This window comes from Rhizobium sp. 10N427 (assembly GCF_056394605.1).
Genome location: NZ_JBFTID010000010.1, coordinates 183,991 through 195,990, shown reverse-complemented (window position 1 = coordinate 195,990; position 12,000 = coordinate 183,991). Strand labels below are relative to the sequence as shown.

11 protein-coding genes are annotated in these 12,000 nt (G+C 61.1%); 7 read left to right on the top strand and 4 right to left on the bottom strand.

Annotation, left to right across the window (positions count from 1 at the left end):
• Positions 1-893, bottom strand: an 893-nt coding sequence (locus AC1DIJ_RS21100) for an acyl-CoA dehydrogenase family protein (RefSeq protein WP_477831539.1), incomplete at its 3' end; no start/stop codon positions are given.
• 215 nt (positions 894-1,108) lie between these two features.
• Here AC1DIJ_RS21100 and AC1DIJ_RS21095 point away from each other — a divergent pair.
• Entirely contained in the window at positions 1,109-2,029 is a 921-nt protein-coding gene (locus AC1DIJ_RS21095) for a LysR family transcriptional regulator (RefSeq protein ID WP_112385733.1), read from the top strand.
• 11 nt (positions 2,030-2,040) lie between these two features.
• On the opposite strand, the gene AC1DIJ_RS21090 is transcribed toward AC1DIJ_RS21095, so the two are convergent.
• A complete protein-coding gene (locus AC1DIJ_RS21090) occupies positions 2,041-2,811 on the bottom strand; it encodes a TIM barrel protein (protein WP_112385695.1) in 771 nt (256 codons plus the stop codon).
• Positions 2,812-2,996: 185 nt separating this feature from the next.
• Between AC1DIJ_RS21090 and AC1DIJ_RS21085 the strand changes: the two genes are divergently transcribed.
• Positions 2,997-4,532 (top strand): phospholipase D-like domain-containing protein, encoded by a 1,536-nt coding sequence (locus tag AC1DIJ_RS21085; RefSeq protein WP_477831536.1) that lies wholly within the window; start codon positions 2,997-2,999, stop codon positions 4,530-4,532.
• Here the strand turns inward: AC1DIJ_RS21085 and AC1DIJ_RS21080 are convergent.
• A complete protein-coding gene (locus tag AC1DIJ_RS21080) occupies positions 4,482-5,453 on the bottom strand; it encodes a lysylphosphatidylglycerol synthase domain-containing protein (protein WP_112385693.1) in 972 nt (323 codons plus the stop codon). The two genes, AC1DIJ_RS21085 and AC1DIJ_RS21080, sit on opposite strands and share 51 nt — an antisense overlap.
• A 69-nt stretch (positions 5,454-5,522) precedes the next feature.
• Here AC1DIJ_RS21080 and AC1DIJ_RS21075 point away from each other — a divergent pair, with 69 nt between their 5' ends.
• Entirely contained in the window at positions 5,523-6,323 is an 801-nt protein-coding gene (locus tag AC1DIJ_RS21075; RefSeq protein ID WP_112385692.1) for an endonuclease/exonuclease/phosphatase family protein, read from the top strand.
• Here AC1DIJ_RS21075 and AC1DIJ_RS21070 read toward each other — a convergent pair.
• On the bottom strand, positions 6,286-7,341 hold the full coding sequence (locus AC1DIJ_RS21070) for a LacI family transcriptional regulator (RefSeq protein ID WP_112385691.1): 1,056 nt from the start codon (positions 7,339-7,341) through the stop codon (positions 6,286-6,288). The two genes, AC1DIJ_RS21075 and AC1DIJ_RS21070, sit on opposite strands and share 38 nt — an antisense overlap.
• Before the next feature lie 309 nt (positions 7,342-7,650).
• On the opposite strand from AC1DIJ_RS21070, the gene AC1DIJ_RS21065 reads away from it, so the two are divergent.
• The 4 genes from AC1DIJ_RS21065 to AC1DIJ_RS21050 all read left to right on the top strand — a co-directional run bounded on the left by AC1DIJ_RS21065 (position 7,651) and on the right by AC1DIJ_RS21050 (position 11,999).
• The gene (locus tag AC1DIJ_RS21065) at positions 7,651-8,907 is read left to right on the top strand and encodes an ABC transporter substrate-binding protein (RefSeq protein ID WP_112385690.1); all 1,257 of its coding nucleotides are present in this window, start codon (positions 7,651-7,653) and stop codon (positions 8,905-8,907) included.
• Positions 8,908-8,991: 84 nt separating this feature from the next.
• Entirely contained in the window at positions 8,992-9,945 is a 954-nt protein-coding gene (locus AC1DIJ_RS21060; RefSeq protein WP_112385689.1) for a carbohydrate ABC transporter permease, read from the top strand.
• Positions 9,942-10,880: a carbohydrate ABC transporter permease gene (locus tag AC1DIJ_RS21055; RefSeq protein WP_112385688.1), complete on the top strand. Its 939-nt coding sequence runs from the start codon at positions 9,942-9,944 to the stop codon at positions 10,878-10,880. Before AC1DIJ_RS21060 ends, AC1DIJ_RS21055 begins: the two co-directional genes overlap by 4 nt.
• A 3-nt stretch (positions 10,881-10,883) precedes the next feature.
• The gene (locus tag AC1DIJ_RS21050) at positions 10,884-11,999 is read left to right on the top strand and encodes an ABC transporter ATP-binding protein (RefSeq protein ID WP_112385687.1); all 1,116 of its coding nucleotides are present in this window, start codon (positions 10,884-10,886) and stop codon (positions 11,997-11,999) included.
• Position 12,000 lies beyond the last annotated feature (1 nt).

Here is a 12,000-nt window from a genome sequence, read left to right as displayed (position 1 = left end):
ATCTTGTGCTGGTCCATCAGCTGGCCGACGCGCAGCGAGCCCTGCAGTCCAAGGGCGATCTCGGTCTGCATGTCGGCGAGCTTCTTCTGGTAGAGCTGCATGCCGGCGAGCGGCTTGCCGAACTGCTTGCGGTCGAGGCCGTATTGGCGGGCGCGGAACCAGCAGTCTTCGGCCGCACCCATCACACCCCAGGAAATGCCGTAGCGGGCGCGGTTGAGGCAGCCGAAGGGGCCTTTGAGACCCGAGACGCCGGGCAGGATCGCGTCTTCGCTCACTTCGACGCTGTCCAGCACGATCTCGCCGGTGATCGAGGCGCGCAAAGACAGCTTGCCGCCGATTTTTGGGGCTGAGAGGCCCTTCATGCCCTTTTCAAGCACGAAGCCGCGGATCTCATTGTTGTGGGCTTCGGATTTCGCCCAGACGACGAAGACATCGGCGATCGGGGCGTTTGAGATCCACATCTTGGAGCCGCGCAGGCGATAACCGCCCTCGATCTTCTCGGCACGGGTCTTCATGCCACCCGGATCGGAGCCTGCATCCGGCTCGGTCAGACCGAAACAGCCGATCAGCTCGCCGGAAACGAGGCCCGGTAGATATTTCTTCTTCTGTGCGTCGGAGCCGTAGGCATAGATCGGGTAAATGACCAGCGAGGACTGGACGCTCATCATCGAGCGATAGCCGCTATCGATGCGCTCGATCTCGCGGGCGACGAGGCCGTAGGCGACGTAGGAGGCGTTGGCAGCGCCATATTCTTCCGGCAGCGTGACGCCGAGCAGGCCGGTCTGGCCCATCAGCTTGAAGAGGCCCTTGTCGGTTTGCTCGTCGAGATAGGCTTCCTGGACGCGGGGCAGCAGCTCGGCCTTGGCGAAGGCAGCCGCCGAGTCGCGGATCATCCGCTCGTCTTCGCTCAGTTGCTCGTCCAGCAGGAATGGATCGTTCCAGGCAAATGCGCTCGACGATGGTTTGGAAACTGTGTTGGCAGAGTTTGACAAGCGATCCTCACGGCAAAGACATAGGTTTTATCGGGAATTATGCGTCTATCGATTGCCTGATGTCTATGGAAACTGTATTTGCGAATGAGTTGATGTATGCCATGCATAGGTTGCAGATGCGCCAGAGACGATTTCTTCCTCATATCAGCCATCTCTCGGCCTTCGAGGCAGTCCTGCGCAATGGCTCCACGGCGGCGGCTGCGCGCGAGCTCAACCTGACGCAAAGCACGGTCAGCCGGCTGATCCAGACGCTGGAACAGCAGCTCGGCCGCCCGCTTTTCGACAGGTACAGGCAGCGGCTGGTGCCGACCGAGGCGGCGCAGGCCTATGGCCGCGATATCAGCCGGGCACTCGATCTCATCCAGCGCGGCAGCATGGAATTCTCTGCCAATCCCGGCGGCGGCACGCTCGCCCTCGCCATCCTACCCGCCTTCGGCACACGATGGCTGGCGCCGCGGCTCGGAGATTTCCTCAAGGACCATCCCGGGATCAATGTCAGCCTGGCGACCCGCCTGAAGCGCTTCAATTTCGCGGCCGAAGGGTTCGACGCGGCAATCCATTTCGGCGCTGCCGATTGGCGCGATGCCGATCATCTCGAGCTCTTCGAGGAGCGCCTGACGGCCTGCATCTCACCGGCGCTGCTGAGAGAAAAGCCTGTCGACGATGCGGGCGACGTGCTGGACCTGCCGCTGCTGCAGCTCGAAACGCGGACGAAGGCCTGGGCAATCTGGTTCGAAGCCCAGGGGATCAAACCGAAAAACGTCACCGGCATGCTTTTCGATCAGTTCGCGACGATGACCCAGGCTGCGATCGCCGGACTGGGCGTGGCGCTGCTGCCCGACTATCTGGCTAGGGATGAAATCCAGCAGGGGCGGCTTCTTTCGCTGCTGAAACCGTCGGTAACCGGCAGCGGAACCTACTGGCTCGCCTGGCCGCAATCGCGCGCAAACTATCCGCCACTCGTCTCTTTTCGCAGCTGGCTGCAAAAGCTGGTGGCGGAGAGCCCATGGAGTATGGAGGCAGGCAGCGATCAATAGGCCGCTGCTGTTCAGCCGCCAAGCGAGTCGATTGCTGCCGTGACGCCGTCGCGGCCGGGTTTTACGGGCCGGTACTCCATTCCCACGACACCCTCATAGCCTTTCGCGTAGAGCCAATCGAGTCGATGCCTGAGGTCGATCGTTCCTGTGCCGGGATCGTTGCGGCCGGGGTGGTCGGCAATGTGGAGGTGGACGACGCGGGAGACCCGCCCGCCGATGACATCTTCGGTTTTCTCGTCCATCACTGCGGAATGGTAGATATCGTAGACGATGCCAATCTCCCTCCGATCGACGTCATCGACGATATCGAGCGCTTCCGTCGTCGAGCTTAGGAAATAGCCGATATGGTCGATGCGCGTGTTGAGGGGCTCGACGCCAAGGCGGACGCCGGTGCCTTTCAGGATATCGGCGGCGGCGCGCAATGTTTCTGTCAGCGCGGCACGCTGCTCGTCGCGCGATAATCCGGGCAGGTCGTCTCCGGCTTGCGCGATCAGTACCGGGGCGCCGAGCCGCTTTGCGACCGCGACGGACTGCTTCAGGCCTTCGAGCCAAACTTCGCGATTGGCGATGTCTGTCAGTGGGATCATCGGTTCGGCAACGAGGCTCGAAACCTTGAGGCCAGTGCTCTTCAGCGTGCGCTCGATGGCGTCGAGATCCTTGTCGGTCCAGCGCCAGAATTCGATGAAATGCAGACCGGCCTCTGCGGCGCTATCGATGCGGCTTGAGAATTCGTCGCCCGGTTCGGCAAACAGCCATTCGATGCAGGCTGAGTAGTTTCGCATGCGGCATCCTCCCTGATTCTATCCAAGGCATGCGGGAAATGCATCGGCTCGGCAAGGCCATGATCGCCGCGATCCGGCAGCAACGCTCCGCAGAGCTATAATTTTTGTTCGGTGTCCGGGAACTGCAGCGGCGTTTCGCACGTTGAGGCACGCATCGAAAAAGCGTGGGGCACCGGCACAGGATGATGGATTTTCAAGCGGCCGGCGATAGCCGCAAGACGGCAAATGCAATCGATCTGATAGCCGGAGCGGCCCGGCGCACGATGAAGGCCGCGGTGACGGCCATGCCGGGTGGCATCATTCGCACTGGCCGCAATGCCTGGCGCGCCGGGAAAGCCGACAAAGTGGCGTTTCTGGTGGATGGATCCGCCTATTTCTCGGCACTTAATCAGGCACTCAGGAAAGCCCGCCGGACGATCTGGATCGTCGGCTGGGATTTCAATCCCGATATCCGTCTCCGGCCAAAGCAGAGTTCCGAAACGCTCGGCGAATTGCTGCTGTCGCTTGCCGATGAGCATCCGGGATTGCAAATCCGGATTCTGGTCTGGGGCATGGGGCCGATCTATTCGGGAAAGTCGTTGCGGCTCTTTCGCGAGAGCGGGTTCTCGTCTCATCCGCAGATCACCATGCGTTTCGATCTGCGCCATCCGCTGCGCGGTTGTCATCACCAGAAACTGGTTTCGATCGACGACAGCCTGGGTTTCCTGGGCGGCATCGACCTCACGGCACGGCGCTGGGACGAGCCGGATCACCGGATCGGCAATCCGCTGCGCAAGGCGCCTGACGGCACGCCCTATGAACCGGTTCATGACATGCAGTCGATGGTTTCAGGTGAGGCCGCAGGCCTGATCGGCGATGTCGCCCGCCGCAGGTGGCGGAAGGCGACCGGCGAGCGGATAGAGCCCGCCGCTGCCAGCGATACCGAATGGCCGTTGGCTGTCCCGGCAGAAATGACCAATGCGACGGCCGCGATCGCGTTGACAGAACCCGGACTGATCGGCAAGCGCGGCCATTACGAAGCTTTCCGGCTGACGCGGGATGCGATCCGGGCGGCGCGCAAGCATATCTATATCGAAACCCAATATCTGGCCTCTTTCGGTGTGGCGCGCGAGATCGCCAAGCGGCTGAAGGAGATCGAAGGTCCTGAAATCGCGGTTCTCGTTACCCGCAGCTCGCACGGCTTCATCGAGAAACTGACGATGGGCAACAATCGCGATCGCCTGATCCGCCGGCTAAAGCGGATCGACCGTTATGATCGGCTGCGTGTCATGTATGCCGTGGTGCCTGACGAGAAGGGCGGCGAGCAGGAAATTGTCATCCACTCCAAGCTGATGATCGTCGATGATGCATTTATCCGCATCGGCTCGTCGAACCTGAACAACCGCTCCGAGGGCTTGGATACGGAATGCGATCTGGCGATCGAGGCGGAGACTGATGGTCACCGCCAGGCGATCACCGCGCTTCGCCACCGGCTGATGGCTGAGCATCTCGATGCGCAGCCCGAAGAGGTGCAGCGGATGGAGAGTGAAAAGCGATCGGTGCTAGATACTATAAAGGCGCTGAACCGCGGCCCACGCGGGTTGCGCGAATTCGCCGTCGATATCGCCCATGGCGGAACGAGCCCGCTGCCGGGGACAGGGATCGTCGATCCGCGCAGGCCGTACTGGCCGTTACAGCGGTTGCGCCTGCGCGTCGGCCGTCTGGTCAGCGTGTTTTTCTGAGTTTGCCGTTTTCCGCTTGCGGATGACGATTTCGCTGATGGCGAAGACCGGCAGGCCGATCAGCAGGGGCAGAATGAAATAGATCACCCTGAAGGCCACCAGCGCGCCGATCGATGCGTCGCCCGGAAGAACGTGGCTGACGGTTGCCTCCAGCACGCCCAGCCCGCCCGGAACATGGGTGAGGAGGATGGCGATATTGGCGAGCACGAAGGCGGTTGCCGTCTGCACGAAGCTGGCTTCGCCCTGCGCCGCCAGCATCTGATGCAGACAGGCGGAAACGCAGATGAAGTTCAGCGTTCCGATCACCACCTGCCCGGCGGCCAGCTTAACCTCCGGCATCTGGAACTGCCATTTCCACAATTTGAGCGGCGCGCGAACGGTGGCAGCCAGAAGAACGTAGACCGCGGGAATGCCCAAGCACGCGAGGCCGAGAAAGAACAAGCTGGACGAACTGAGGTGCAACAGATTGGCTGCATCGCCGGGATTGACGAGAAGCGCGATACCGGCGAGGGCCGAGAGGCCGATGCCGACGGTGACGCCGCAGAAGAGGATCACCTTGGCGACTTCCTCGGTGTTTAGTCCCCAGCGGGCGTAGTAGCGGTAACGGACGGCGCCGCTGCTCAGGGCGGCGATGCCGAGATTGTGGCCGATTGAAAGGCCGGTAAAGGAGGCGATCGCCGCCTTCGGGTAGCTCAGCGGTTTGCCGGCATAGCGCAGGCCCATCCAGTCGAAGCCGGTAAGGCAGAGATAGGAGAGTGCCGCAAAGCCCGTCCCGGCGGCGAGTCTGGACACTGGGATCGCCGCGATCGACTGCATCACCTCGTCCAGCGAGTAGCGGCTGAAGACCTTGTAGAGAAGATAGGCGGCCAGCAGCAGGCCGAGAATGAGGGTGACATTGATGATGAGGCGTTTGCCCGGCATGAGTTTTCCGTCTTGCGTTGCAGTTTCCAGTTTATGGAACGAAACAAGCGGAATGCGGGTTCCCCCAGCATGAGCACATTCTCTGGTATTTCACCTCTGCAGGGCGGCCGATCGATCAGGATCCTGACCTACAACGTGCATAGCTGCGTCGGTATCGACCGGCGGATCGATCCGCACAGGGTTGCCGATGTCATCGCCCAGTCGGGCGCCGATATCATTGCGCTGCAGGAGCTGGACGTTGGCCGCAAGCGGACGGGAGGCGTCGATCAGGCGCATCTCATCGCGGGCCTTTTGAAGATGGAGTCGCATTTCCATCCGGCTTTGCATGTCGAGGAGGAGAAGTATGGTGACGCCATCCTGACGGCGCTACCGACCAGGCTGATGCGGGCAGGGCCGTTGCCTTCGGTCGGCGAGACCCGCGGGGCGATCTGGGTGCAGGTCGATGTCAACGGCCTGACGCTCAACGTTCTCAACACGCATCTTGGCCTGCGGGGCGTGGACAGGGCACGGCAGGTAGCGGCGTTGCTCGGCAGCGACTGGATCGGGTCGTCGGCATTTCAGGCTGCGCCGTCGATCATCTGCGGTGATCTCAACGCCATTCCGCTATCGCCCGCATACCGGACGCTTGCCCGGCAGTTTCGAGACGCCCAGCTTCTGGCCGGTGGTAAGCCGCGGCCGACCTATCCGTCGCGACTTCCGGTGCTGCGGATCGACCATGTCTTCGTCTCGGAAGGACTTGGTGTCAGGCGGGTGACGGCGATCGCCGATCCGCTGGCACGCCGCGCGTCCGATCATCTGCCGCTGCTTGCGGAGATCGAGCCGTCGGCAGCGCTTACAAGGGCGGAAACACGATCTGTGGCGTCTGGATGAGCTGGCGGTTGCCTGCTGCTTCCGGGTCGTTGATGCGCTCGATCAGCATCCGGCCGAGCAATTCTCCGGCGGCAACGAGGTCTTCGTAAATCGTCTCGACCTTTGGCTGCAGCTGGGTCAGCAGGCGCGAATGCTCCTTGGCGACGATATCGTAGTCCTCGGCCAGTTGAAGCCCGGCGTCGCTCATGCCGGTGATCGTCGCAAGGGCCGACACCTCGCCAGGACAGATGAAGCCATCCGGGGCATCGGGGGCGGCAGCGCGCGTGCGGACATAATCGCGGATTGCGCTTGCCGGTGAATCGAGCGTGATTTCCTCGGAAATCTCATAGCTGGCGCCCGCCTCGCGCACGGCGGTCATGAAGCCGTGCAGCAGGTGCTGGTAGAATGTCAGCCGCCGTGGTGGCAGCAGGAGCGTCACCTTCTTGCGGCCCTTGGTGATCAGGCGGCGCGTCGCCTCATAGGCAAAGGCATAATTGTCGTAATCGACATAGGGATGCTGTGTCGAAAATTCGGTGCGGCCGTGGCTGACGAACGGAAAGCCGGTTTCGATCAGCATACGGACGCGGGCATCGAAGGGTTCGGTGCGGGTGAAGATGACGCCATCGGCGAAGCTGTTGCGGACGATGTATTCGGCCGCCTCGAGCTCGGTGGTCGAGAGGAAGTTCGGCGCCACCACCAGATGGTAAGAGGTCTCTTTCAGAGCCTTGGCAATGCCGTACATGATCGAGGTGCCGAAGCCGACGACTTCCTGGTGCGAGTCGAGCAGTATGCTGATGACATTGGTGCGGCCGGTCTTCAGGCGCTGTGCTGCGCGATCCGGGAGATAGCCAATTTCGCGGGCGATCTTGTGCACCCGCTCGCGGGTTTCCAGCGAGATTTGCGGTGCGTCGCTGAGGGCGCGCGACACCGTCGTCACAGCCAAACCGGTCAGGTTGGCGATCGTGCGCAGCGTCGGCTTGCCACGTCTCAGAAGATTGTCTTGGTTTTCGCCGCGGGGCGGCTTCATCGGATCGGTCAACTTGGCCTTCCTGGGCTGCGGCAATCAACATAACGGGCAGATGCATTGCAAGCAATAAAGTTATGAAAACGTTTTAAATTTTTGCGATTTCAGCGCTACAATACGTATTGTATAGAAATTTCAGTAGCTTGAGTCATTAATAATCTTTTTTCTCGGAAGTCGAGAAAGACTTGACGCCGCGTAATTTATATCGTTTTAAATTGTCAACCGCAGCCGGGAGGCGGCGGCATGTTTGCTCACTCGGCGAGTGGGAAGCATCAGGGTGGCGGAAAAGGCTTTCGCTGCCGACTTGCAAACGGGAGGAAGACTATGCGCAAGTTTTTGGGCTCGGTGGCTGCTGCTGCCGTGATGATGGCTGCGTTCGGCGCCCATGCGGCCGACGTCAAGGAAGTGCAGATGCTGCACTGGTGGACCTCGGGCGGTGAAGCTGCGGCTCTCAACGTCTTGAAGGGAGACCTTTCCAAGGAAGGTTACGCCTGGAAGGATGTACCGGTTGCTGGTGGTGGTGGCGATGCTGCAATGACCGCGCTGAAGGCAATGGTTGCTGCCGGCACCTACCCGACCGCATCGCAGATGCTCGGCTACACCGTTCTCGACTACGCTCAGGCCGGCGTCATGGGCGACCTGACCGAGACCGCCAAGAAGGAAGGCTGGGACAAGTCGGTTCCGGCGGCTCTGCAGAAGTTCTCCGTCTATGACGGCAAGTGGGTCGCTGCTCCTGTCAACGTTCACTCGGTCAACTGGCTTTGGATCAACAAGGCCGTCATGGACAAGATCGGCGGCACCGAGCCGAAGACCTTCGACGACCTGATCGCGCTTCTCGACAAGGCGAAGGCAGCTGGCGTCGTTCCGCTCGCCCTCGGCGGTCAGAACTGGCAGGAAGCCACGATGTTCGACTCGATCGTCCTGTCGACCGGCGGTCCTGAATTCTACAAGAAGGCCTTCAACGATCTCGACGAAGACTCTCTGAAGTCCGACACGATGAAGAAGTCCTTCGACAACCTCGCCAAGATCATCAAGTATGTCGACCCGAACTTCTCGGGCCGCGACTGGAACCTGGCAACCGCCATGGTCATCAAGGGTGATGCTCTGGTTCAGGTCATGGGCGACTGGGCGAAGGGCGAATTCGTTGCCGCCAAGAAGACCCCGGATAAGGACTTCCTGTGCTACCGCTTCCCGGGCACCGATGGCAGCGTGATCTACAACTCCGACATGTTCGGCATGTTCAACGTTCCTGAAGACCGCAAGGCCGCTCAGGTGGCGCTCGCAACGGCAACACTGTCGAAGAGCTTCCAGTCTGCGTTCAACGTCGTCAAGGGTTCGGTTCCGGCCCGTACCGACGTTCCGGATACGGCTTTCGACGCTTGCGGCAAGAAGGGCATCGCCGACCTGAAGAAGGCAAACGATGGCGGTACGCTGTTCGGTTCGCTCGCTCAGGGTTACGGCGCGCCTCCGGCAATCGCCAACGCCTATAAGGACGTCGTTTCCAAGTTCGTTCACGGCCAGATCAAGACCTCCGACGAAGCTGTGACCCAGCTCGTCCAGGCGATCGACGACGCTCGCTAATACCTGTTCGACATCCGGCCTCCCCGCGCAGTGCGGGGAGGCCTTTGCGCCCTGCGGATATGCTGCAGGGAGGAGATTGATTTCATGAGCACTGTTGCGACCACCGATCCGGTCCTGACCTCCAGTCCTTCGACCCGCGCGTCCATTCGCGGCCGGTTGCAGGATGCCCTGCCGAAGATCGTGCTGGCGCCGAGCTTCCTTATCACGATCGTTTTCGTCTATGGCTTCATCGTCTGGACGGCGTATCTTTCCTTCACCAATTCCAAGACCTTTCCGTCTTACGACCTGACGGGGCCGCGCGCCTATCAGCGCCTGTGGCGCTGGACGTTCGAGAGCGATCCGCCGTCGTCCTGGTACACGTCGATCACCAATATGGGGATTTTCGGGTTCCTCTATATCGGCATCTGCCTGGGGCTCGGCCTGCTGCTGGCGATCCTGCTTGACCAGAAGATCCGCGGCGAGGGCGTGCTGCGCCCGATTTTCCTCTATCCGATGGCGCTGTCCTTCATCGTCACCGGCGTCGCCTGGAAGTGGTTCCTCGATCCGGGCCTCGGCCTGGAGCAGACGCTGCACCAGTTCGGCTGGACAAGCTTCCATTTCGACTGGATCAAGAACAAGGATTTCGTGATCTATACCGTCGTCATCGCCGGTGTCTGGCAGGCGTCCGGTTTCGTCATGGCGATGTTCCTGGCGGGTCTGCGCGGGATCGATGGCGAGATCATCAAGGCGGCGCAGATCGACGGCGCTTCAACGTTGCAGCTCTACCGCCGCATCATCATTCCGATGCTGCGCCCGGTGTTCCTGTCTGCCTTTATCGTGCTCGCCCACATGGCGATCAAGTCCTACGACCTGGTGGTCGCGCTGACGTCGGGCGGTCCCGGCGGTTCGGCCTGGCTGCCGTCGAACTTCATGTATGAGTACACCTTCAAGCGGAACGAGATGGCGGTCGGCTCGGCCAGCGCGATCATCATGCTGATGACGATCTCGGCGATCATCGTTCCCTATCTCTATTCCGAACTGAGGGAGAAATCCCGATGAGCAGCGTCGTCTCTCCCGCCGTTTCCAATGGCAACAACAATCGCTGGATCGGCCGCACGGTGATCTATGGTCTGCTGATCATCTTCGCGGTCCTCTATCTGATGCCGCTTTTCGTGATGCTCGTCACCTCGTTCAAGACGATGGACGAGATCCAGAACGGCAACATGCTGTCGCTGCCGCAATCGCCGACGCTCGATCCCTGGTTCAAGGCCTGGGGCGAGACCTGCGTCGGCCTGACCTGCGCCGGGATCAAGGGTTACTTCTGGAACTCGATCAAGATGGTCGTGCCCGCAGTGGCGATCTCCACGGTGCTCGGTGCGCTGAACGGCTACGTGCTGACGAAGTGGCGCTTCCCGGGTCATACGCTGGTTTTCGGCCTGATGCTATTTGCCTGCTTCATCCCGTTCCAGTCGGTGCTGCTGCCGATGGCGACGATCCTCGGTATGTTCGGCCGTTTCGGCATGACGCTGCAGAACGCGACGGGCATGAACTTCGGTTTCGGCAACCCCACGGTCAATCTGGTTTTCGTGCATGTCGTCTACGGTCTCGGCTTCACGACGCTGTTCTTCCGGAATTTCTATGAGGCATTCCCGACCGAACTGGTGCGCGCTGCACAGGTCGATGGCGCCAGCTTCTTCCAGATCTTCCGGCGCATCATGCTGCCGAACTCGCTGCCGATCATCGTGGTGACCGTCATCTACCAGTTCACCAACATCTGGAACGACTTCCTGTTTGCCTCGGCTTACGCAGGCACGGGCGAGTCCATGCCGATGACGGTGGCGTTGAACAACGTCGTCAACACCTCGACCGGCGTGGTCGAATACAATGTCAACATGGCCGCGGCGATGATCGCCGCCGTGCCGACGCTCTTCGTTTACATTCTCGCCGGCCGCTATTTCGTGCGCGGTCTCATGGCGGGCGCCGTCAAAGGATAATCCATGGCTTTCCTTGAAATTTCCGGTCTCAAGAAGCGCTTCGGCGCCGTCGATATCCTCAAGGGGATCGATCTCGAGCTCGAAGAGGGCGGCTTCCTCGTGCTCGTCGGCCCGTCCGGCTGCGGCAAGTCCACGCTGCTCAACACCATTGCCGGTCTTGAGACGATCACCGAAGGCGAAATCCGCGTCAACGGCCGGGCGATCAACGATCTGCATCCGTCGAAACGCGATATCGCCATGGTGTTCCAGAGCTACGCGCTCTACCCGAACATGACGGTGGCGGGAAACATCGCCTTCGGCATGGAGATCCGCGGCGTTCCGAAGGAGGAGCGCGAAAAGGCGATCAAGCAGGTCTCCGAGATGCTGCAGATCGGCCATCTGCTGGATCGCAAGCCCAGCCAGCTTTCCGGCGGCCAGCGCCAGCGCGTTGCCATGGGCCGTGCCCTGGTGCGCAACCCGCAGGTCTTCCTGTTCGACGAGCCGCTGTCCAACCTGGATGCCAAGCTGCGCGTCGACATGCGCACCGAAATCAAGCGTCTGCACCAGCGCATGGGCACGACGATCGTTTACGTGACGCACGACCAGATCGAGGCCATGACGCTGGCAACCAAGATTGCCGTCCTGCGCGATGGCGTCCTGCAGCAGTTCGGCACGCCTGCCGAAATCTACAACAGCCCGGCCAACGTTTTCGTCGCCGATTTCATGGGGTCGCCGGCAATGAACCTGCTGAACGCGACCGTTGAGAACGGCGCTGGCGGTCTGCAGGTCTCGCTCGACCGTCCGAATGCCGAGCCGCTGAAGCTGCCGGTGCCCTCGGGCAACAACAGCCTGACGAGCTACAATGGCAAGCCTGTGATCTTCGGCATTCGCCCGGAAGCGCTGACCGATCTCGATGGTGTCGACCGCAAGGCGAAATCGGTGTCGCACGGTGATTGCATGATCGAAGTTGTCGAGCCCGCGGGCGCGGATACGTTCGCCGTCACCAAGCTCGGCGGCAAATCCGTCGTCGCGCGCCTCGGCGCCGATGCTGGCATCGAGGCAGGCACGAACACCCGCCTTGCCTTCAATCTCGACAAGGCGGTGTTCTTCGATCCGCAGAGCCAGCTGCGGATCGCCTGAT

Excerpts from the sequence above, each read along its gene's own strand:
- AC1DIJ_RS21060 (WP_112385689.1), top strand. The coding sequence starts at position 8,992 with ATGAGCACTGTTGCGACCACCGATCCGGTCCTGACCTCCAGTCCTTCG.
- AC1DIJ_RS21090 (WP_112385695.1), bottom strand. The coding sequence starts at position 2,811 with ATGCGAAACTACTCAGCCTGCATCGAATGGCTGTTTGCCGAACCGGGC.
- AC1DIJ_RS21065 (WP_112385690.1), top strand. The coding sequence starts at position 7,651 with ATGCGCAAGTTTTTGGGCTCGGTGGCTGCTGCTGCCGTGATGATGGCT.
- AC1DIJ_RS21055 (WP_112385688.1), top strand. The coding sequence starts at position 9,942 with ATGAGCAGCGTCGTCTCTCCCGCCGTTTCCAATGGCAACAACAATCGC.
- AC1DIJ_RS21085 (WP_477831536.1), top strand. The coding sequence starts at position 2,997 with ATGGATTTTCAAGCGGCCGGCGATAGCCGCAAGACGGCAAATGCAATC.
- AC1DIJ_RS21095 (WP_112385733.1), top strand. The coding sequence starts at position 1,109 with ATGCGCCAGAGACGATTTCTTCCTCATATCAGCCATCTCTCGGCCTTC.
- AC1DIJ_RS21050 (WP_112385687.1), top strand. The coding sequence starts at position 10,884 with ATGGCTTTCCTTGAAATTTCCGGTCTCAAGAAGCGCTTCGGCGCCGTC.
- AC1DIJ_RS21075 (WP_112385692.1), top strand. The coding sequence starts at position 5,523 with ATGAGCACATTCTCTGGTATTTCACCTCTGCAGGGCGGCCGATCGATC.
- AC1DIJ_RS21080 (WP_112385693.1), bottom strand. The coding sequence starts at position 5,453 with ATGCCGGGCAAACGCCTCATCATCAATGTCACCCTCATTCTCGGCCTG.